The 20111-nt window shown below is 68.0% G+C and carries 25 protein-coding genes; 15 read left to right on the top strand and 10 right to left on the bottom strand.

Annotated elements, in window-relative coordinates:
• The first annotated feature begins 113 nt into the window (after positions 1 to 113).
• Genes rbsD through FEI13_RS06890 form a run of 5 tightly spaced genes read left to right on the top strand, consistent with a single transcriptional unit; the run spans position 114 to position 5031 of the window.
• On the top strand, positions 114 to 533 hold the full coding sequence (gene rbsD / locus FEI13_RS06910) for a D-ribose pyranase (RefSeq protein WP_138180713.1): 420 nt from the start codon (positions 114 to 116) through the stop codon (positions 531 to 533).
• The gene (locus FEI13_RS06905) at positions 530 to 2062 is read left to right on the top strand and encodes a sugar ABC transporter ATP-binding protein (RefSeq protein ID WP_240036458.1); all 1533 of its coding nucleotides are present in this window, start codon (positions 530 to 532) and stop codon (positions 2060 to 2062) included. The genes rbsD and FEI13_RS06905 overlap by 4 nt, the downstream gene beginning before the upstream one ends.
• Before the next feature lie 6 nt (positions 2063 to 2068).
• The gene (rbsC, locus tag FEI13_RS06900; RefSeq protein ID WP_138180711.1) at positions 2069 to 3034 is read left to right on the top strand and encodes a ribose ABC transporter permease; all 966 of its coding nucleotides are present in this window, start codon (positions 2069 to 2071) and stop codon (positions 3032 to 3034) included.
• A gap of 50 nt (positions 3035 to 3084) precedes the next feature.
• Positions 3085 to 3972 (top strand): ribose ABC transporter substrate-binding protein RbsB, encoded by an 888-nt coding sequence (gene rbsB, locus FEI13_RS06895; RefSeq protein ID WP_138180709.1) that lies wholly within the window; start codon positions 3085 to 3087, stop codon positions 3970 to 3972.
• Positions 3973 to 4023: 51 nt separating this feature from the next.
• A complete protein-coding gene (locus tag FEI13_RS06890; protein ID WP_138180707.1) occupies positions 4024 to 5031 on the top strand; it encodes a LacI family DNA-binding transcriptional regulator in 1008 nt (335 codons plus the stop codon).
• On the opposite strand, the gene FEI13_RS06885 is transcribed toward FEI13_RS06890, so the two are convergent.
• Positions 5012 to 5767: a Mut7-C RNAse domain-containing protein gene (locus FEI13_RS06885; RefSeq protein WP_138180705.1), complete on the bottom strand. Its 756-nt coding sequence runs from the start codon at positions 5765 to 5767 to the stop codon at positions 5012 to 5014. The genes FEI13_RS06890 and FEI13_RS06885 overlap by 20 nt on opposite strands.
• 200 nt (positions 5768 to 5967) lie before the next feature.
• Positions 5968 to 6849, bottom strand: coding sequence for a DMT family transporter (locus FEI13_RS06880; protein ID WP_138180703.1), 882 nt, complete (start codon positions 6847 to 6849; stop codon positions 5968 to 5970).
• A 234-nt stretch (positions 6850 to 7083) separates the two neighbouring features.
• On the opposite strand from FEI13_RS06880, the gene FEI13_RS06875 reads away from it, so the two are divergent.
• The 5 genes from FEI13_RS06875 to FEI13_RS19720 all read left to right on the top strand — a co-directional run bounded on the left by FEI13_RS06875 (position 7084) and on the right by FEI13_RS19720 (position 10684).
• Positions 7084 to 7422, top strand: coding sequence for a hypothetical protein (locus FEI13_RS06875; protein ID WP_138180701.1), 339 nt, complete (start codon positions 7084 to 7086; stop codon positions 7420 to 7422).
• A gap of 105 nt (positions 7423 to 7527) precedes the next feature.
• The gene (locus FEI13_RS06870; protein WP_138180699.1) at positions 7528 to 7746 is read left to right on the top strand and encodes a GDCCVxC domain-containing (seleno)protein; all 219 of its coding nucleotides are present in this window, start codon (positions 7528 to 7530) and stop codon (positions 7744 to 7746) included.
• Between the two features lie 103 nt (positions 7747 to 7849).
• The gene (locus FEI13_RS06865) at positions 7850 to 8695 is read left to right on the top strand and encodes an MOSC domain-containing protein (protein ID WP_138180697.1); all 846 of its coding nucleotides are present in this window, start codon (positions 7850 to 7852) and stop codon (positions 8693 to 8695) included.
• Positions 8696 to 8924: 229 nt separating this feature from the next.
• Complete coding sequence (locus FEI13_RS06860) at positions 8925 to 9728, top strand: methyltransferase domain-containing protein (protein WP_158294521.1); 804 nt, start codon at positions 8925 to 8927, stop codon at positions 9726 to 9728.
• A 587-nt stretch (positions 9729 to 10315) separates the two neighbouring features.
• The gene (locus FEI13_RS19720) at positions 10316 to 10684 is read left to right on the top strand and encodes a VOC family protein (protein ID WP_138180693.1); all 369 of its coding nucleotides are present in this window, start codon (positions 10316 to 10318) and stop codon (positions 10682 to 10684) included.
• Between the two features lie 231 nt (positions 10685 to 10915).
• Here FEI13_RS19720 and FEI13_RS06850 read toward each other — a convergent pair whose 3' ends face one another.
• Together FEI13_RS06850 and FEI13_RS06845 are read right to left on the bottom strand one after the other, a co-directional pair.
• A complete protein-coding gene (locus tag FEI13_RS06850) occupies positions 10916 to 11254 on the bottom strand; it encodes a hypothetical protein (protein ID WP_138180691.1) in 339 nt (112 codons plus the stop codon).
• A gap of 119 nt (positions 11255 to 11373) precedes the next feature.
• Positions 11374 to 11823 (bottom strand): YHS domain-containing (seleno)protein, encoded by a 450-nt coding sequence (locus FEI13_RS06845; protein WP_138180689.1) that lies wholly within the window; start codon positions 11821 to 11823, stop codon positions 11374 to 11376.
• Between the two features lie 162 nt (positions 11824 to 11985).
• Here FEI13_RS06845 and FEI13_RS06840 point away from each other — a divergent pair, with 162 nt between their 5' ends.
• The 4 genes from FEI13_RS06840 to FEI13_RS19255 all read left to right on the top strand — a co-directional run bounded on the left by FEI13_RS06840 (position 11986) and on the right by FEI13_RS19255 (position 13771).
• Positions 11986 to 12426 (top strand): YtoQ family protein, encoded by a 441-nt coding sequence (locus tag FEI13_RS06840; protein WP_138180687.1) that lies wholly within the window; start codon positions 11986 to 11988, stop codon positions 12424 to 12426.
• 48 nt (positions 12427 to 12474) lie between these two features.
• Positions 12475 to 12828 (top strand): DUF488 domain-containing protein, encoded by a 354-nt coding sequence (locus tag FEI13_RS06835; protein ID WP_138180686.1) that lies wholly within the window; start codon positions 12475 to 12477, stop codon positions 12826 to 12828.
• Between the two features lie 308 nt (positions 12829 to 13136).
• Positions 13137 to 13313, top strand: a complete 177-nt coding sequence (locus FEI13_RS19260; RefSeq protein WP_204758373.1) for a hypothetical protein — start codon at positions 13137 to 13139, stop codon at positions 13311 to 13313.
• Complete coding sequence (locus FEI13_RS19255; RefSeq protein WP_204758372.1) at positions 13310 to 13771, top strand: alpha/beta hydrolase; 462 nt, start codon at positions 13310 to 13312, stop codon at positions 13769 to 13771. The genes FEI13_RS19260 and FEI13_RS19255 overlap by 4 nt, the downstream gene beginning before the upstream one ends.
• 53 nt (positions 13772 to 13824) lie before the next feature.
• Here FEI13_RS19255 and FEI13_RS06825 read toward each other — a convergent pair whose 3' ends face one another.
• The 5 genes from FEI13_RS06825 to FEI13_RS06805 all read right to left on the bottom strand — a co-directional run bounded on the left by FEI13_RS06825 (position 13825) and on the right by FEI13_RS06805 (position 18302).
• The gene (locus FEI13_RS06825; protein ID WP_138180684.1) at positions 13825 to 14640 is read right to left on the bottom strand and encodes a peptidoglycan-binding protein; all 816 of its coding nucleotides are present in this window, start codon (positions 14638 to 14640) and stop codon (positions 13825 to 13827) included.
• Between the two features lie 121 nt (positions 14641 to 14761).
• Positions 14762 to 15400 carry a response regulator transcription factor gene (locus FEI13_RS06820; RefSeq protein ID WP_138180682.1) on the bottom strand — a complete coding sequence of 213 codons (639 nt, stop codon included), beginning with the start codon at positions 15398 to 15400 and terminating at the stop codon, positions 14762 to 14764.
• A 30-nt stretch (positions 15401 to 15430) separates the two neighbouring features.
• Positions 15431 to 17017 (bottom strand): PAS domain S-box protein, encoded by a 1587-nt coding sequence (locus FEI13_RS06815; protein ID WP_138180680.1) that lies wholly within the window; start codon positions 17015 to 17017, stop codon positions 15431 to 15433.
• Complete coding sequence (locus FEI13_RS06810) at positions 17017 to 17685, bottom strand: 2OG-Fe(II) oxygenase (RefSeq protein ID WP_138180678.1); 669 nt, start codon at positions 17683 to 17685, stop codon at positions 17017 to 17019. Before FEI13_RS06810 ends, FEI13_RS06815 begins: the two co-directional genes overlap by 1 nt.
• The gene (locus FEI13_RS06805; protein WP_138180676.1) at positions 17682 to 18302 is read right to left on the bottom strand and encodes a CoA pyrophosphatase; all 621 of its coding nucleotides are present in this window, start codon (positions 18300 to 18302) and stop codon (positions 17682 to 17684) included. The genes FEI13_RS06810 and FEI13_RS06805 overlap by 4 nt, the downstream gene beginning before the upstream one ends.
• Before the next feature lie 103 nt (positions 18303 to 18405).
• Here FEI13_RS06805 and FEI13_RS06800 point away from each other — a divergent pair, with 103 nt between their 5' ends.
• Complete coding sequence (locus FEI13_RS06800) at positions 18406 to 18963, top strand: NUDIX hydrolase (protein WP_138180673.1); 558 nt, start codon at positions 18406 to 18408, stop codon at positions 18961 to 18963.
• 107 nt (positions 18964 to 19070) lie between these two features.
• Here FEI13_RS06800 and FEI13_RS06795 read toward each other — a convergent pair whose 3' ends face one another.
• Complete coding sequence (locus FEI13_RS06795; protein WP_138180671.1) at positions 19071 to 19826, bottom strand: SDR family NAD(P)-dependent oxidoreductase; 756 nt, start codon at positions 19824 to 19826, stop codon at positions 19071 to 19073.
• Positions 19827 to 20111: the final 285 nt, after the last annotated feature.

Here is a 20111-nt window from a genome sequence, read left to right as displayed (position 1 = left end):
ACTGGCTCGCCACGGCCGTCTTGCGTCTGGCATAGACTTATGGATAATCGCGTCCGCAAACGTTTGCGTCCTACGCTGAAGCTCATTATCGCGATACCCCGCCTGGATGTGTCATGAAACGCCGCGGCCTTCTCAACGCCCCCCTCGCCACGCTCATCGCCGAGCTTGGTCATACCGACACCTTCGTGATCGCCGATGCCGGACTGCCGATTCCCCCGGGCGTGCCCCGGGTCGATCTGGCGCTGCGCCCCGGCCTGCCCGGCTTTCTCGAGGTGTTCGATGCGCTGGCCGACGAGCTCTGCCTAGAGGGGGTGACCCTGGCCAGTGAGCTTCGCGAGGCGAGCCCCGACCTACATGATCGGCTCGCGGTACGCCTCGATGCCCTGGACGTCCGGGACAAGACGACGCTTGCGCGCACCCGGGTCGCCCACGAGGCCTTCAAGCGCCTGCTGCCCGAGGCGCGCTTCGTGGTGCGCACCGGCGAGTGCACGCCCTACGCCAACGTCGTGCTGCGCAGCGGGGTACCGTTTTGATCGCCGCGGAGACCCCGATCGAGGCCGCGTTGCCGCGCATGGCGCTGCAGGGGATCGGCAAGTCGTTCGGCACGGTCACGGTGCTGCAGGACGTCGACCTGGACTTGTATGCCGGCCACGTGCTGGCGCTGGCCGGCGAGAACGGGGCTGGCAAGTCGACCCTGATGAAGGTGCTGAGCGGCGTCCACCAGGCCGACGCCGGGGCGATCCGCCTGCACGGGCGTGAGGTGCGCTTTACCACCCCGCGCCAGGCCATGGATGCCGGCATCGCCATCATTCACCAGGAGCTCAACCTGGTGCCGACCCTCTCCGCCGGCGAGAACATCTTCCTCGGGCGCGAGCCGCTCACGGCCTGGGGCAGCGTCGACTGGCGTCGCCTGTTCCGCGAGGCGGCCGCGCTGCTCGAGGAGCTGGAGCAGCCCATCGACCCGCGCGCACCGGTCTCGCAGCTGAGCATCGGCCAGCAGCAGATGGTCGAGATCGCCCGGGCGCTCTCGCTGGATGCCGAGATCATCGTCATGGACGAGCCCACCGATGCGCTGACCGACGTCGAGACGGCGGTACTCGAGCGGGTGGTCGCCACCCTGCGCGCCGCCGGCAAGTCGCTGGTGCTGATCACCCACCGGCTGACCGAGATCTTCCGCATGTGCGACGACGTCGCCGTGCTGCGCGACGGCCGCCTAGTGCATCAGGGCCCCACGGCGGAGTCCAACGAGGATCGGCTGATCCAGCAGATGGTCGGCCGGGAGCTGGCCGACCGCTACCCCTACGAGCCGCCCGAGGCCGGCGATGTGATGCTCGAGGTCGAGCACCTGGTGGCGCCGGGGGTCGATGATGTCTCGTTCACGGCCCGCGCCGGCGAGGTGCTGGGCTTCGGCGGCCTGATGGGCGCCGGGCGCACCGAGATGTGTCGCGCCCTGTGCGGCGACGTGGCGCGCCGCGCCGGCCGGGTCCGGGTCAAGGGGCGCGAGGTGCGCTTCACCTCACCCCAGCAGGGCCTCGAGGCGGGCCTGGTCTATGTGCCCGAGGATCGCAAGCAGTCGGGCCTGGTGCTCGAGCACTCGGTGGCCGACAACATGTCGCTGACCGCGCTGCCGGCCTTCTGCGGCCCGCTGGGCGTCATCCGCCACGGCCGCGAGGCCGCCGCCATCGACCACTACATCGAGGCCTTTCGCATCAAGCTGAACGACCCCCGTCAGCCCGTGAAGACCCTCTCCGGCGGCAACCAGCAGAAGGTCTCGCTGGCCAAGGCGCTGATGCCCGAGCCCGAGATCGTGATCCTCGATGAGCCCACGCGCGGGGTCGACGTTGGCGCCAAGCGTGAGATCTATCTGTTGATCAACCGGCTCAAGCGCGCGGGCAAGTGCGTCCTGCTGATCTCCTCGGAGATGCCGGAACTGATCGGCCTGTCCGATCGCATCCTCGTGCTGGCCAACGGGCACGTCAGCGGCGAATTCACGCGCGACGAGGCCACCCAGGAAAAGATCATGACCGCGGCGGCACATGTCGCCACGCCGATGGAGACTTGAGAGACCATGACTGCTATCCCCATGAACCGATCGGTGATGCGCCTGCTGATCGATAACAAGGCCTTCCTGGCCCTCGTGCTGCTGGTCGCGGTCAGTGCCGCCATGAGCGACAACTTCCTGACCTCGGACAACCTGCTCAACGTCCTCCGGCAGACCAGCATCAACGCCATCATTGCGATGGGCGTGACCTTCGTGATCCTGACCGCCGGCATCGATCTCTCGGTGGGCGCCGTGCTGGCGCTGAGCGGCGCCTTCGCCGCCTCGATGACCGCCTCGGGACTGGCCCCCTGGCTCAGCGTGCCCGGCTCCCTCGCCGCCGGGGCGGCGATGGGCATGGTGTCGGGGCTGTTCGTGGCCTTCGGCCGCATCCAGGCCTTCGTGGTCACCCTGGTCGCCATGACCGTCGTCAGGGGCGCCGCCCTGGTCTACACCGATGGCCGGCCGATCTCGATCGGCGGCGGGAGTGTCGCCGACGCCTTCTGGCAGCTCGGCGGCGGCTACTGGATGGGGATCCCCATTCCCATCTACCTGATGTTCTTCGTCTTCGTGATCTGCTGGAGCGTGCTGCACCACACCCGCTTCGGCCGCCACGTCTATGCCGTCGGCGGCAACGAGCAGGTCGCCCGGCTGTCGGGCATCAACGTCAATCGCATCAAGGTCAGTGTCTACGCCATCGCCGGGGCCTGCGCCGCCCTGGCCGGCGTGGTGCTGACGGCCCGCCTCGGCTCGGCGCAGCCCAATGCCGGCATGACCTACGAGCTCGACGCCATCGCCGCCGTGGTCATCGGCGGCACCAGCCTGATGGGCGGGCGCGGGCGCATCTTCGGCACGCTGGTCGGGGCGCTGGTGATCGGGGTGCTCAACAACGCCCTGAACATCCTCGGCGTCTCGTCCTATTTCCAGATGATCGCCAAGGGCGCGGTCATCCTGCTGGCGGTATTGATCGACAGCCGCTCGCAGTCCTCGTCCTGAGCTCGCCCCGAGCCCGGACACCCACAACAAGACCTCAGGAGCCTTGCCACATGAAAAAGCTGATCCTGGCCACCGCCGTGGCCGCTGGAGTGGGCCTCACAGCGGCCCAGAGCGCCATGGCCGACCGTATTGCCCTGGTGATCTCGACCCTCAACAACCCCTTCTTCGTGACCCTGCAGGAGGGCGCCCAGGCCCAGGCCGAGGCGCTCGGCCACGAGCTGATCGTGCTCGACTCGAGCAACGATGCCGCGCGCGAACTCTCCAACGTCGAGGACGCTCTGTCGCGTGATATCGACGTGCTGCTGATCAACCCCACCGACTCCGATGCCGTGGCCTCCGGGGTGCGCACCGCCAACGCCCAGGACGTGCCGGTGATCACCCTCGATCGCAGCGCCAACGGCGGCAACGTGGTCTCGCACATTGCCTCCGACAACGTGGCGGGCGGCGAGATGGCCGGCGAGTTCATCATCGAGCAGCTCGGCGGTGAAGGGCAGGTCGTGCAGCTCGAGGGCGTGCCCGGCGCCTCGGCGACGCGCAACCGCGGCGAAGGCTTCATGACCGCCATCGAGGCGATGGAGGGCATCGAGCTGGTGGCCACCCAGCCGGCCAACTTCAACCGCAGCGAAGGCCTCAACGTCATGGAGAACCTGCTCCAGGCGCACCAGGGGATCGACGCGGTGTTCGCCCAGAACGACGAGATGGCCCTGGGCGCCCAGCGCGCGCTGCAGGCGAGCGGGCTGGACGACGTCGTGCTGGTCGGCTTCGACGGCACCGATGACGGCATCCAGGCCGTCAACGACGGCAAGATGAGCGCCACCATCGCCCAGCAGCCGGCGCGCATCGGTGAGTTCGGCATGACCGCCGCCGACCGCCTGCTCAAGGGCGAGAGCGTCGAGGTCAACGTGCCGGTGCCGCTGCAGCTGGTGACTCAGGAATAACGCTGGGGACCTAGGAGTAACGCCGATGACCGCAAGGTTGGGCGCCGCGCCATGATTCGCCTCAAGGACGTCGCCCGGCAATCGGGCGTATCGGTGACCACGGTATCCCACGTGGTCAACGGTACGCGGCGCGTTGCCCCCGCCACCCGGGTGCGGGTGCAGCGCGCCATTGCCGAGCTCGGCTATCGGCCCGACAGCATCGCCCGGGCCCTGAAGTCGAACCGCAGCCGCACCATCGGGATGATCGTGACGGCCGCCAACAACCCCTTCTTCGCCGAGATCATCCGCGGCGTCGAGGATCACTGCTTCGCCCACGGCTACAGCCTGATGCTGTGCAACACCGGCGACGCCGACACGCGGCAGCTCTCCTACCTGCAGGCCCTGCGCGACAAGCGCGTCGATGGCCTGATCGTGATGACCGCCCACAGCGGGCCCGACTTCCTGGCGGCGCTGGCGCGCCAGCCGCTGCCCACCGTGCTGATGGATGCCGACCCGACCAGCGGTGAGGAGATCGCCGTGGTCAACGACGATTCGCGCCTGGGCGCCAGGCTCGCCATCGAGCACCTGCTGGAGCGCGGCCTCGAGGACATCGCCCTGTTGACCGGGCCCGCCTCGCATCCGCGCTCCCGCGAGCGCCTGGCCGGCGCCCTGGAAACGCTGGAGGAGGCGGGCCTGCGTCCGCCCGACTCGCGCATCGTCGCCACCAACTTGCTGGCCGACGGCGGGTATGATGCCATGCGGCGGCTGCTCGTGGCGTCATCGCCGCCCCAGGCGCTGTTCGCCTTCAACGACCTGGTGGCCATCGGCGCCATGCGTGCGGCCCGCGAGCAGGGTCTGGCGTTGCCGGACGAGCTCTCGGTGGTGGGCTATGACGATATCGAGCTCGGGCGCTACCTCAGCCCGGCCCTGACCACGGTGCACCAGCCGGTCTACGAGCTGGGGGCCATGGCCGGCGCCCAGCTGATCGAGCGCCTGGAGCACGGCAAGCCCCTGCGGCCGGTGCTGCAGCTCGATCCCAGCCTGGTAGTGCGAGAGTCGGTCAACTCTCGCGCTCCCTGAGGCCTCGCCGCCGCAGGCGCTCCACCCGCGCTTTCATCCGCGCGACATGGCTGCCGTGCCAGTAGAGCCGGCCGCAGTCCTCGCACTCGCGAAATGTCTCCACATAGCGTCGCGTCAACGGCTCGAGGCGATGGGCCACCGCCGCCTTCTCGATCCTTATCAGCCGGCCGTTGCAGTGCGTACAGCGGGTGAAGGGGGCAAGGGCGGGATAGAGATCGAACTCGTCGCACACCTCCTCGACCTGACGCCAGGGATCGGTGTGGCGTACCCAGTGGGCGAGGCGGATGCGCTTGCGCCTGAGCAGCGGGCGGTCGCGGGTCAGCACCACGCGCGCCTGCTCCTCGGCGATGGCCGCCAGCTCGGCGTCGCCGATGTCGCGGCGGTAGTGGCAGTCGAAGCCGAGCAGGCGCAGATAGCCGGCGAGCCGGCCGAGGTGGGCATCCAGCACGAAGCGCGGGCACGCCGGGGGAGCGGGGCGCAGGTGTCGCGCCGCTGGCGGGGCGCAGGTCCAGGGATAGACCTCGACCCGCTCGCCGCCGGCCAGGATGTGCTCGAAGCCCACCGAGGCGCCATCGACCAGGATGACGTCGACCTCGGTATGGGGCACGCCCAGCGACTCGATCACGTCCTTGATCGCCGCCCGTCGCGCCACGACCCGGGTGTGCGTCCGGCCGCGCCGGGCCGGCGGCAGCAGGTCGTTCAGCCGGTCATGGAAACGGATCTCGGCGGCGGCCATGGCGTCTCCTGTCCCAGGGGCCTGTCCCCGGTCAGTTTAGGAGCCTGTCGGACTTAACGCTGATCTACTCCGAGAACCGGTCTTTCGGTCAATTTCATTCGATCTGATTCGTTAAATAGCGGGCTATTCGCCTCATCAGATCGATAAACTTGTCTCGAAATCCGTCTCTCTCGCTACGATCGGTCAAATCCGACAGGCTCCTAGGCCAGCGCGCGGCGGCCCAGCCGAATCATCCGCGTGGCGATGGCGGTGCCCGCCAGGGTGATCGCCATGCCCAAAAGGATCTGCAGGCTGAGCCCCTCGTCGAGCAGCAGGAAGCCCCACAGCAGGGCGCTGACCGGCACCAGGAAGGTGACGGTGGAGGTCACGGTGGCGCCGGCGCTGGCGATCAGGCCGAAGTAGAGCAGGAAGGCCAGCGCGGTGCTGAGCACCGCAAGCGCCAGGCCATTGCCCCAGGCCAGGCCGCTGATCGGCGCTTCTGGCCAGAGCAGCAGCCCCGGCACCAGCAGGATCAGCGCCGAGGCGCTGGTGCTGCCGGCCGCCAGCACTCGCACCGGCAGGTGCGAGAGGTGGTGCCTGGCGTAGTTGCCGGCCACGCCGTAGCAGAAGGTGGCACCCAGCACGGCGAGGATGAACCAGCCGTCGCCGCCCAGCGCGAAGTCCAGCCGGTCCGCCGAGAGCACATAGACGCCGAACAGCGCCAGGGCGAGCCCCAGGTACTGCTGACGCTGTATCGGGGTGGCGAAGAACAGCGCCCCGAGCAGCGCGGTGAAGATCGGCGTGGTGGCGTTGATCAGCGAGGTGAAGCCCGCCTCCAGCCGGGTGGTGGCCAGCGCCAGCAGCGAGAAGGGCAGCACGTGGTTGATCAGGCCCAGCAGCAACAGCCGGCCCGCGTTCTCCCGCACCAGGCGCAGGTAGTGGGCGCCGAGCAGCAGCGGCATCAGCAGCAGCGCCCCGACGCCCATGCGCAGCAGGATCAGCGGCACGGGGCCGAACTCGGGCACCGCCACGCGCATGAAGATGAACGACATCCCCCACAGCGTGGAGAGCAGGATCAGGCGCAGGGTATCGGCCGCTGACATTCGACGTCCTTGAGGTAGCGGAGAGGCGGTGCTGAGATAGTTAAGTCCATTGAACCGCAGGTTACGGTCATGGCGAGCAAAGCGAAAGCGGCGCTGTCCAAGAGTGTCCAGTATCCCCCCCAGGGCGTAACATGCCATGTTTGGGTTCTGGGCGGATCAGCCTGATACCCGCTTACTGGACCTGACCCCCCTTATCGGTAAACTGGCCGCACGAGTGTGGCTTACGGAGAGACGATGGAAACAGAACTGAGCGAATTCGAACAGGTGATGCGTCGCCATATCGATGACTTCATGAGCCCCAGGCAGGGCGATAAGAAACGCAGAGGCTCTACGGCTGCTTCGTCCTTGGCTGATCCGGTTCCCAAGGCGCCCCGCAGCAAGGCCGCCGGCGCGCCGAAGACCGGCCTCCTGGTCAAGCTGGCGGTGCGGACCAAGCCGCTGGAGATGGATACCGTGTTCGAGCACGCCTCCACCAGCATCTCGAAGATCGAGGCCCAGCTCGAGGCCGAGAAGGCCGCCAAGAAGGCGGGCTATCCGATCATCGGCTACGTGATCGAGACCCAGCGCCTCTGAGGCCGCTCTCTTCGGACGCACGGTGACACCCGCCTCGTCGCGTGAGCCCGGCAGCCTGGTGGCTATGCTGAGAACTCCAGCCTTCACCCCTGCGAGGAGTTCGGCATGACGGAGATCGTCACGACCTCGACCCTGACCTGCCCGGAGTGCGGTCATCGCAAGACCGAGACGATGCCCACCGACGCCTGTCAGTATTTCTACGAGTGCGAGCAGTGCCATCGCCTGCTGACGCCCCAGGCGGGCGACTGCTGCGTCTTCTGCTCTTACGGCGACGTGCCCTGTCCGCCGGTCCAGCAGGAGTCGGGCTGCTGCGGCGGCGATTAGCCTGCCGTTCCGACAGCGCGTTGACGCGCCCGCGCCGCGCGGCACTATGCCCGGCGGCCCCAGCACGGCACGATAGGGGCCCCTTCGGCGAGAGGAACGACCCGTGAAGATCACCCAGCTCACCATCTACCCGGTGAAGTCGCTGCGCGGCATCCCCCTCGAGCGCGCCGAGCTGACCGAGCGGGGCCTGGCCCATGATCGGCAGTGGATGGTGGTCGACGACATCGGCCGCTTCGTCACCCAGCGCCAGCTGCCCGGCATGGCCCGTATCGGCGTGCGCCTGACCGACGAGGCGCTGGTGCTCGAGCATCCGGCCGCCGCGCCGCTTGCCATCCCGCTCGATCGCGCGGACCAGCCGCGCCTGCCGGTATACGTCTGGGACGACCTGTGTCAGGCGCTCGACGAGGGCATTGATGCCGCCGCCTGGCTCGGCGCCGTGCTGGGGGACTTCAAGGGCAGCGGCCTGCGCCTGGTGCGCTTCGCCCCGGACCAGCGTCGCGGCGTCGAGCCGCACTTCCTGGCCCCCGGCGAGCTGGCTCATACCGCCTTTGCCGATGGCTACCCCTTCCTGGTGGTCTCCGAGGGATCGCTGGCCGAGGTCAACTGCCGCCTGCAGGCCAAGGGCCTCGCGCCCGTACCCATGGAACGCTTTCGCCCCAGCATCGTGGTGGACGCCGCCGAGCCCTTCGCCGAGGACGGCTGGGGCGAGCTGAGCCTGCATGAGGGCGCGGTGCGCCTCGGCCTGCGCAAGCCCTGCCAGCGTTGCAAGATCACCACCGTCGACCAGACGACCGGCGAGATTGCCGTGCCCGGCGAGCCGCTGCGCACCCTGGTGGAGATGAACACCCGCCGCGCCCCGGGCGGTTATTTCGGCCAGAACGCCATCCTGCTGACCGGCAGCGGCCGCACGCTCGCTGTCGGCGATGCCTTGGCGCCGAGCCGGGGGTAAGCCGCCGCGCCGCAACTCGGATCGAGGCCGGGCTATACTCCGCATAAGGGCGGGCAAGGTGACGCCGGTTGATACCATTCGGCGCCTGTCGCCCGCCTGCCCCCGCTCCCATCGGGAGTAGGCTCTTCCCATGCATCGCCGCTGCCTGTCGTCGCCGTGGCGCATGGGCCTGGTCCATCGGGTCGACGGCAGGAGCAATGACAGGCGCGTTGAAAGGGGAGGGCGCGTGATGAACGACACACCGATGACTCAGGAGGTCGAGGCCGCCCGCGCCTACGAGGCGCTCTTCGTGCCCTCGCTGTTCCGGCAGTGGGCCTCGTTGCTGCTCGATCGGGCGCGGGTCGCGACCGGCGATCGCGTGCTGGACGTGGCCTGCGGCACGGGGATACTCGCCCGCGAGGCGCAGCCCCGCGTCGCCCCCTCCGGGCTGGTGGTCGGCCTGGATGCGGTGGCCGGCATGCTCGAGGTGGCCCGCGAGCTCGCCCCGGAGATCCTCTGGCGCCAGGGCGACGCCCAGCAGCTTCCCTTCGAGGCCGAGGCGTTCGACGCCGTGCTGTGCCAGTTCGGGCTGATGTTCTTCATCGACCAGCCGGCGGCGATTGGCGAGATGCACCGCGTGCTGGTGCCGGCGGGGCGGCTGGCCGTGGCCGTGTTCAACGGCCTGGACGGCAACCCCACCTATGCCCGCGAGGTAGCGCTGCTGGAGCGCCTCGCCGGCCCCGCCGCCGCGGAGGCGCTTCGCGCCCCCTTCGTGCTCGGCGACGCGGCCGCTCTGGAGGCTATGGCCCGCGAGGCCGGCTTCGAGGATGTCACGGTGACCACCCGCCAGGGCATCGCCGACTTCCCCAGCATCACCTCCCTGCTCGAGGCGGACCTGCGCGGCTGGCTGCCGGTGATGGGCGTGCACCTCGACGAGGCCACCATCCAGCGAGTGCTCACCGAGGCCCAGGTCGAGTTGGGCGACGTCATCGAGCCTAGCGACCGCGCGGTGTTCGAGGTCTCCGCGCACCTGCTCAGTGGCCGCCGCGGCTAGGGCCGGCGCCTTCTACGACCACCAGCGCCCTCCAGGCACCACCCCTCTACGACCTATGCATCAGCTTCCGTTCACGCAGGCTAAAGTGATCTTTGATAGTCTCTCCGTTACCAGATGCTTCCGCGTGGATGTGTATTGTTGCCGACTGGCGACTCGCTTCTTCCGCAGCGGACAGGATGGCGGCACCTCATGGGCCTGTCGTGTCGGTAGCGTGACTAGAACACTGAATTTCGGGCGTTGCAGAGGACTTACGCTTGGGTAGGCAGTGGTTCTCGCTGCAGCGCCGTGTGACTGGGTGTTCAGTATCTGGTTGGGGGACAGTCTCGGCCCCGCAAGGTGAAGATGCTCTCCAATACCATCAGTTCGCTGTTTACTGAGAAGCTATCGGAACAGCGGCTTAGCTCAATTGTGAAAGACCTCGAGCAGTGAAAGTACATAAAGGTGAATAACGGCAATGTCTCGTGCCAACTGCCACACTAGGCCTGACAATCACGGGCACGGCGACGCCTACTCCATTGCGGCTTCGCCTCCATTCCACAGCCTCACGTGCTGTTGGCGTTATTTTCACACGGAAAACCGAATAGAAAATGCATATAAAAACATCCAACACGATCCTGTATTGTAAGAAGTGGAAGGAGTCTGTTGTCTTTTATAAAGATCGGATCGGGCTGCAGGTGACGACTTCTCTTGATTGGTTTGTTGAGTTCAAGTTAAATGAGGTATCTCGTTTAAGTGTTGCAGATGTGTCAAGAGCCTCAATTGATAGCAATGATGGTAAAGGAGTTACCGTTACACTCGAAGTGAGAGATATTGAAGCTATACATGTATACTTAAGTGAAGTGGGTCTTTCTCCCCCGCCAATAAAAAATCACCCGTGGGGGGCGAAGGTAATCCACATTCACGACCCGGAAGGCAATAGGATTGAATTTTGGTCTAAAAGTATTGGACCCAAGTAAGTAGCTACATAACAATGATGATACAGTCGACGCGAAATGCCGTGCGACTGATCAGTGGCGTTACGTGGGCACGTGCTCAAAGCCCGCTTCAGGTCGTTTTCTACCGCTGAATGGTCGACGGCTCGATGCCCCCGAACGTTAAGTTGCCTGCTGAAGGACCGACGATGATCCACCAGCACACAAAAGGGCCCGCGATGTCGCGGGCCCTTTTCATTGCGCTGCCGGAACGTCCTAGGCGACGTCGGCGGCCGACTGGAAGTGTTCTCTGGCGTGGTGGTAGAGCACGCCGGCGTAGCCGTTGCGCTGCATGACCTTGAGGATCTTCGCCGGGTTGTTGTCCTCCAGCGCCTTGTGCAATTTCGCCCGCTGCTCGGCATCGAGGTCTTCGTACCAGTGGAAGGGCTCGCCTTGCGCGTTGCCTTCCTCGGCCTTGGCGATGAGGTCCATCTCGACGCGTCCACCGAGGCGGTAGAGGATGTCGTAGCCCTCCTGCAGGAGAGTCGACGGCACGTCGCTCGGCTTCTCGAGACCTTCCAGCACGTTGTAGTAGTAGTAGCTCAGCGGTTGCATTTGGCTCCTCCGGGGTAGGCCATGGATCCGTCCCTGGCGTGTTCTCCTGAGTCTTCATCCTGCCTGAGCCATGGCGAGGCGCTCAACCGAAAAATGCACGTCGTGCGCGCCCCGTCGTATCACCCCCCGAAGATATCCGGCCAGTGCGCGTCGGCCGCCTCGATCTTGCCGGGTATGTCGCGCTCCCAGCGCCACTGAATCCACTTGCTGTAGTTCAGGTAGAGCCTGTCGTCGACGATCTTCCACGCCTCGGGCACGGTCGAGGCGGCCTCGCCGTTGGCCGCCGCCCAGGCGCACCAGCCGCCGTACTGCGGGGCATAGGCCTCGGGGTCGGCCTGGAAGAGGTCGCGATGCTCGGCCGAGGCGAACTGCCAGGTGGCCTCGTGCCACACCCACTGGAACTCGGGCGAGCCCGCCACCGGCTCGCCTTGGGTGAAGTAGGCCACCGGATCGGTCCCGCCGATAGCCAGGCCATCGCGGGTGAAGATGCGTCCATCGGCGGCCGCGCCCAGCGACCAGGCCAGGCCGATCGCCAGGGCGAGGGCCATCCACCAGCGTGTGTGCGTCATGATCGGTCTCCTCTCGAGCCTGTGCTCATGAGGGTCTGTCGCGTCACGGCTCCCGGCCTTACAGGCTTGCCCGTCTCGCACGTCTCCGATATATGGAATGCATTTCCACTAGCGCCGCGGCTGGGCTACCATGTTGGTTCGATTCCCTGTTCTGGAGCCCGCATGAGCTTTTACGTCTATCTCTCCGGCGAGATCCACACCGACTGGCGCGACGAGATCCAGCGCGGCGCCGAGGCCGCCGGCCTCGACGTCGTCTTCACCGCGCCGGTCACCGATCACGACGCCAGCGATGCCGCCGGCGATCACCTGGGCCCGCAGAGCGAGGGCTTCTGGCGCGACCACAAGTCGTCCAAGGTGAACGCCATCCGCACCAAGACGCTGATCGAGCAGAGCGATCTGGTGGTGGTGCGCTTCGGCGACCAGTACAAGCAGTGGAACGCGGCTTTCGATGCCGGCTACTGCGCGGCGCTGGGCAAGCCCTACGTCACCCTCCACGGCGAATCGATCATCCACCCGCTGAAGGAGGTCGATGCCTCGGCCATGGCCTGGGCCACCACCACCGAGCAGGTGGTCGAGATCCTGCGCTACGTCCTCAAGGCCTGAGGCCACGCTTGGCTACACTGGGGACGTATCCGTACCAGAAGGTCGTTCATGAGCATCAGGCTGAAGCGCGTCTTCGAGGCGCCGGAGCGTGACGATGGCTATCGCGTGCTGGTCGACCGTCTCTGGCCGCGCGGCGTGGCCAAGGCCGACGCATGCATCGACGACTGGCCCAAAGAGGTGGCCCCCAGCGACGCACTCCGCCGGGCGTTTCATGCCGGTGAGCTCGGCTGGGGGGCATTTCGCCGCCGCTACTTGGCCGAGCTCAAGACGCAACGCGAGAAGCTGCGGCCGCTGGCCGATCGAGCCGGCCACGAGACCATCACCCTGGTGTTCGCGGCCAAGGATGTTCGTCACAACAATGCCGTGGTGCTGCGGCAGTACCTGGAGATGTTGCGGAAATAGCGTCGCGACCGCCACCCGGGCGTCGAAGCGGCCGTGAGCTGGCCGGGGTCGGATGCTGTGCAAGCTTGAAGGAATCGGGCAGGGCCACCTGTCGCTCACCGTGAGGTGGTCCTTCATGCTCTTCATCACCAATCGCTTCCCCACCCAGAGCATCCGTACCCGGATCAACCGCAACTTCAGCTTCGACCTCAACAACAACGCGGCCAGCAACTCCGTCTTCTACTGCGAGGAGGTCGGCGCGGGACCAGTACCAGGAGGTCGGCAGCCAGGCGTTCCTGCGCCGCCTCAAGGAGTCCAACGCGCAGCAGGTGCTGATCTATATCCATGGTTTCTCCAACCTGCCCGAGGATGTGTTCGCCGCGGTCCGCGAGTTCCAGGCCCTCTGCGATGCCAGCGACCCCGGCGAGGTGCTGGTGGTGCCGCTGATATGGCCCTGCGACCACGACCTGGGCATCGTCAAGGACTATTGGGACGTGCCGACATGAGCGCCTTCTCCTTCGCCCGGGTGCTGCAGCGCTTCCTGGACTGGCGCGAGGGCGACCAGTTCGAGTCGGACCCGACGCCCTGCCTCAAGCGCATCAACGTGCTGGCTCACTCCATGGGCAACCGGATGCTGCGCGAGACGCTGCGGCTGTGGCGCAAGTACTACCTGCAGGGTGGCGTACCGCTGCTGTTTCGCAACACCTTCCTGATCGCCGCCGATATCGTCAACGAGTCCCTGGAGGAGGGGCACGCCGGTGAGGCTATCCCCCACGCCTCGCGCAACGTCACCGTCTACTTCGCCTCCGACGATCTGGCGCTGCGCGCCAGCAAGGCCTCGAACCTGCGCAACCGCATCACCTCGCGGCGGCTCGGCCACTCCGGCCCCGAGGACATGGCGAAGGTGGGGCGCAACGTCTTCGCCGAGGACGCGCCGCGCCGCATGACCATCCTGCGCGACTGATCCCCACGTCACTGACCCTCGCGTCGCTGATCTTTAGGTCAGTGCTCTTCACATCACAGCTTGGCCGCCTGTACGTGCATCCAGTCGAAGTTGCGGGTGCGGCCGAGGCTGACCCAGCCCTCCTCCTCCCAGAGTCGCCACCAGGTGTCGTATTCCGGCTGGGCCAGGCGGGCGCGGTCGCGTCCCCACTTGAGCTTGTTATGGGCCGGGTCCCAGTCGATGGCGATGCCCCAGGCATGGGTCGACCAGGCGGTGCCGCCGCGCTTGCGCCGCTTGTTGTAGCAGCCGCCGTAGCGGTGAAGCCCCAGATCCCGGAGGCGCTCGGGGCCGTAGTGATCGTTCACTCGCGACAGGATGCGCGTCAGGCTCTCCGCCACCCTCTCGTGGCAGCCGATCCCGCTCGGGTGGGCGCCGAGATCCCAGGCGAGGCAGAGCTGCCAGGGGCAGGGGACGACCACCATCGGCGGCTTGCGGGTCGGTGAGCCGAGCGCCTGATGGAGCTCCGCCTCGCGGACCCAGCCGTTGGGGTTGGCGTCCAGCGGCTGCTGGTCCCGCCAGGGGGCGGGCGGCTGGCCGGTCGCCTGGATGGTGGCCAGCACCTCGGCCGCGTACTCGGTCTGCGGGCCCCACAGGCCGTCGATGGGGCCGACCTCGATCGTCTTCAGGCGACAGGCGAGCTGGAGGCAGGCGACGGCGCGCCGTCGGTCGCTCCAGGCGGCGGCCGCCGCCGGCACCAGGTCGGCATGGGCCTCGAGGGTGGCCTTCACCGCGGTGCGGGTCTTCGGGCCGCGCAGGCCGTCGATCTTGCCTCGGTAGCTGCCGCTCTTGGCGAGGAATCGCTGAAGGGTCCTGACGTCCGTCCTGTTCATCTCGACCTCCCCCTGACGCAGGTTGCGTCGGCTGCCGCCACCCGAACGGCGGCGTTTTCTGCAGTCTAGAGGCTCGGGAGGGCACCGCCAGGCGGCCGGCGGACGGTTCGCGGCGCGGGGGTCAGGAGGGGGAAGGCGTGTCCGGCAGCGGGGCGACCAGCTCCAGCGCCACGCACAGGCGCACCAGCTCGGCCAAGTTGGCCGCGCCCAGCACCTTCATGGCGCGCAGGCGGTAGACCTCCACGGTCTTGGCGCTGATGCCGAGCTCGGCGGCGATCTCGCGGCTGGTCAGGCCCTCGGCCACGTGCACCAGGATCTGGCGCTCCTTGGGCCGCAGGCCGGCGTAGCGCTCGCGCAGCGCTTCGAGGCGGCCCTGTGCCTGGCGGTGGCGGCGGTGCTGGGCGAGGGCCTGCTGCACGGTATCGATCAGCTGCTGATGGTTGAAGGGCTTCTCGATGAAGTCGCAGGCGCCCGCCTTGAGCGCCTGCACGGCCATGGGCACGTCGCCGTGGCCGGTCATGAAGATCACCGGGGTGTCGTCGCCGCGCTCGCCCAGCCGCTGCTGTACCTGCAGGCCGGAGAGGCCGGGCATGCGCACGTCGAGCAGGATGACGTCGTGGCGCCCGGGCTCGGCGTCGAGCAGCGCCTCGCCGTCGCCGTAGGCCAGGGTCTTGAGGCCCACCGAGTCGAGCAGCCAGGTGAGGGAGTCGCGCAGGGCCTGGTCGTCGTCGACCACGGCGATACAGGGCTTGTCGGGCACGGGCCCCTCCAGGTGGGTGGACGAAGGCGCTCAGCGGGCCGGTGGCAGCGGCCCGGGTTCGGCGAGCAGTGTACCGGCAAAGGTGGCGCCGCCGGAACCGTCGGCCGGGACCAGGGTGAGCCGGCCGCCCATGGCCTCCATCAGCGAATGGCTGATGGCAAGCCCCATGCCGAGGCCGTCGGGGCGCCCCGAGTGGAAGGGCGCGAAGATCCGCTCGCGCTCGGCCTCGGGCACGCCGGGGCCGCGATCGGCGACTGTGAAGCGCACCTCCCGCGGGCCGCTCTGCCGGGCACAGAGCGTCACCCGGTCGGCGCCGGGGTGGGGGCGGCTCGCCTCCAGGGCGTTGAGCAGCAGGTTGACCAGCACCTGCTCCAGCGCCACGGGGTCGGCCTGCACCCGCGGCAGGGCCTCGGGCAGCGTGCGATCCAGCGCGATGCCGGCCTGCTGGAACTGCCATTCGCAGAGCCGGCAGGCGGCCTCGACGACGTCGCCCAGCGCCACCGGCCGCGGTCGGGTCTGGCCCTTGCGCACGAAGGTGCGGATGTGACGCAGCCGTTCGGCGAGGCGCTGGACCTGTTCGCTGATCCGCTCGAGCGGCACGGCAAGCTCGCCGGCCGGGCCCGTCGGGTCGGCCTCGAGGCGCAGCAGCGCGCCGCTGGCGTAGTTGGCGATGGCGCCCAGCGGCTGGTTGAGCTCGTGGGCGATGTTGGAGGCGAGTTCACCGGTGGTGGCCAGGCGGTTGGCGTGGGCGATCTGCTCCTGGTGGCGGCGCTGCTGGGCCTCGGCGGCCTTGCGCAGGCCGATGTCGCGGTTGATCAGCGACAGATGATCGGGCTCGGCGGCGGGGCCGTGGTGGGCCATCACCACGCTGAGCACCGGCACGGGGTCGCGCGGGCCGCGCATCGCGAGTTCGCCGCTCCAGGAGCCGTAGCGGGCCACAGCGGGCAGCACGACCTCGCGCAGCACGGAAAGCGACTCGGCGGTATAGGCCTGCTCGAGGTTGAGGGCGTTACCCTCCCGGTGGTCTCGGCCCGGGCGGGTCAGCAGGCGGCGAGCGGCCTCGTTGGCGGTGAAGATGCGCTCGTCGCCGTCGAGGAACAGCACGTAGTCGGTGGTCGATTCCACTACCCGGGCGAGGCGCTCGCGATGGGCCTCGGCCTGCAGGCGCCGGCTGACGTCCCGGGAGACGCAGAGCACGTCGAGGAGCTCGCCGGTGGCGGGGTCGCGGCGGGTGCGGCTGGTGGTCTCGAACCAGACGTAGTGGCCGTCCCTGGCCCGGAAGCGGTAGGTCTGCTGGTAGAAGCCGTCGTGGTAGTAGATGCGCGGCGACTTGTTGATCAGGTCGGCGAGGTCTGCCGGGTGGAAGAGGTCGTAGGCCGAGACGCCGATCAGCTCCTCGGGCGTGTAGCCGAGTAGTTCCCGGGCCGCCGCCGAGGCATAGAGGAAGGTGCCGTCCCGGTCGTGGCGGGAGATCAGGTCGGTGGTGCTGTCGGCCAGCCACTGGTAGTGGCGCTTCTCGGCGGCTAGCGCCGCGTTCTCTGCCTCGAGGGTCGCGTTGCGCGCGGCGAGCGCGGCGAGGCGCGCCCTGAGCCGCTCGTGCTCGCCTGCGCTCGCCATCAGCGCGCCGGGTCCACCAGGCCGCCCAGCGAGGTGTTGCGCCGGAACCAGCCGGCGATGCTTGAGCGCAGCAGGCGGGTGGGCAGCACCTCGTGGGGCACGCTATCGGAGAGGAAGCAGGCGAAGGTGCCGGCCTCGGGGCGCACCCTGGCTACCTCGCGCTCGGGGTCGTCGGGGGCGAAGATCACCATCTCGCCGCCGCCGTCCTCGGGCCAGTCGGGGTTCAGGTAGCCCACCGTGGAGATCACGCGGTTGGCGCGGCCGCGGAAGCTGTCGAAGTGGCGGCGATAGAAGGCGCCGGGCGGGTAGTGGGCGAAGTGCGCCTCGTACTCGAAGAGCCCCAGGAACAGCGCCCGGTTGAGCTCCTGCTGCAGTTCGGCCATGGCGTCGAGGTAGCCCCGCCGGGCCTGGCTCTCGCGGTCCAGCCAGCGAATGGCGTCGCCGCGGATGTCCCGGCGCAGGGCATGCTCCTGGCCGCGGCCGATGCCGGCGGCCTCCAGCGCCTCATGGTCGGCCATGGCGCCGAGCTCGTGATGCAGCGCCGCGCACAGCTCGGCGGGGATGAAGTCCTCGCCGACGTACCAGCCCTGTGCCACCAGGGCATCGACCAGCTCGGCCAGGCGGGCGCGGGGCAGGGCGGTGGCGTCGCTGTCGCGTGTCGGCATCATGGGCGGGAGACTCGGCGTTCGGGAAGGTGGATCAACTCGCCTGGCGGGCGCTCGAAGAGGCTGATCGGCATGGCGAAGCCCTCGGCGAGCAGCTCCACCAGCATCATCGCCGAGAGTCCCCAGATCACCTGGCCATCGGCCCGGTAGCTGGGCACGTAGTAGTCCCGGCCGTCCACCCGGATCACGTCGGTGTGGGTGCGCTGGTCCTCGAGGAAGTGCGTCAGCGGCACCTCGAAGATGGCATCGAGCTCGCCGGGATCGGGGATCAGCGGCAAGTCGGGCGGAATCACTCCCACCCAGGGCGTGACCCGCAGGCCGTGCAGCGAGATCACGTCGGAGAGGCGCCCGAGCAGCTCCACGCGCTCTTCTGGCAGGGCGATCTCTTCCCGGGATTCGCGCAGCGCCGTGGCCAGCAGGTCGGCGTCGCCCGGCTCGCGCTTGCCGCCGGGAAAGGCGACCTGGCCGCTGTGGGTCGCGAGGTGGCCGGCGCGTCGGGTGAACAGCAGGGTCGGCTCGGGGCGGTCGACGATGGGCAGCAGCACTGCCGCCTCGGGCAGGCGCAGGCTGATCCGGCGCGGGCGGTGTGCTTGCAGGCGTTCACGAAGGTTCTCTAACATGGGGCTTCCATCGGGTTTGATTCCTTCTACTCGGCCGCCATGAGCGGCGTCAAGCCCTGACCGGGCGGCCGCCATGCCGCCCTCCGGCCTGCCAGGGAGCGCCATGAACTTCTGCAGTCACTGTGGCCATACCGTGCGCTTTGTGATTCCGGACGGGGACGATCGTCCTCGCCACTGCTGCGACGAGTGCGGCACCATCCACTACCAGAATCCGCGCATCGTCGCCGGCACCCTGCCGGTGAGCGGCAGCCGAATATTGCTGTGTCGCCGCGCCATCTCCCCGCGCAAGGGGTTCTGGACCCTGCCGGCGGGTTTCATGGAGAACGCCGAGACCACCGTCGAGGCGGCGGCCCGCGAGACCCGCGAGGAGGCCTGTGCCGAGGTCGAGATCCATGGCCTCTACACGCTGATTAACCTGCCGCACATCGACCAGGTCTACATGATCTTCCGCGCCGATCTCGCCGGCAGTTTCGACGCCGGCCCCGAGAGCCTCGAGGTGGCGCTCTTCGAGGAGCACGAGATTCCCTGGGACGAGCTCGCCTTCCCGACCATCGAGCGCACCCTGCGCCACTTCTACGCCGACCGGCGAGAGGCGGCTTTCCCCCTGCACGTCAGCGACATCACCGCCGAGGACCGCGAGCGCTACTTCGGCAGCGCCTAGCGGCTGCCGCGCTCGGGGTCGGCGGTACCCACGCATCTGTGAGCAAACCGACCGGCAGCGCCCCGACCAAGGGCGCTGTCCGTTGCTGCTCGTCATGCTCGAGGATATCAATCCCGCTCGACGTGGGTCGGTGACCAGCTCTGCCGCGTCGGCATGATCTCCAGGAAGTTGATGTTGATGTGTGCGGGCAGCGTCGCCACGTGGACGATCTGCTCGGCGACGTCCTCGGACTGCAGCGGCGTGGTGTCCTGGTAGAGCGCCTCGGAGGCGCTCTCGTCGCCCTTGGTGCGCACCAGGGTGAACTCGGTCTCGGCCAGCCCCGGGGCGATATCGGTGACCCGCACGCCGGTGCCCTGGAGGTCGCAGCGCAGGTTGTAGCTGAACTGCTCGACGAACGCCTTGGTGGCGCCATAGACGTGGCCGCCGGCGTAGGGCCACTTGGCCGCCGCCGAGCCGATGTTGATGATACTCGCCCCCGCCCCGGTGGCGATCAGCAGCGGCAGCATGGCGTGGGTGACGTTGACCAGGCCGGTGACGTTGGTGTCGATCATGGTGTGCCAGTCGGCCAGGTCGACCCGCTGCGACGGCTGGGGCGCCAGCGCCAGGCCGGCGTTGTTGACCAGGCAGGTGACCCCGCGAAACGCCTCGGGCAGCGTCTCGACGGCGTGTTTCACCGCCTCGGCATCGCGCACGTCGAGGGTCAGGGTCAGCACCTCCACGCGCTCGGCGAGTTCGTGCTTCAGGGCGTCCAGCCGCTCCTGGCGGCGACCGGTGAGGATCAGCGACCAGCCGGCGTCGGCGAAGCGCCGGGCGGCGGCGCGGCCGAAGCCGGACGTGGCGCCGGTGATCATGGCGATGGGCATGGGGGAAACCTCCTGATCGTGAACGGGATATGCGGCCTCGCATCATAGGCCGGGTGGCAAGGTGTCTCCAGTGGCCGCTCGAGAGGAGGTGCGCAACGACCCCCTCGATCTCCTCAATGCCCTCTTGGTCGCCGAAATCGGTCGGATGACCATGATGGGAAGAAAATTTCCTTGATCCGGGACAGGTGTTGGGTACTACCGGGCCTGTCGCGCCATCTCGTATCTCGTTACGACCTCCAGACGCGCTGCGGCGACATGCGCGAGAGGTGACCGCAAGGGGGGGAC

The sequence above is a fragment of the Halomonas urmiana genome (assembly GCF_005780185.1).
GTDB lineage: Bacteria > Pseudomonadota > Gammaproteobacteria > Pseudomonadales > Halomonadaceae > Halomonas > Halomonas urmiana.
This window is presented reverse-complemented; position numbering and strand designations above follow the sequence as displayed.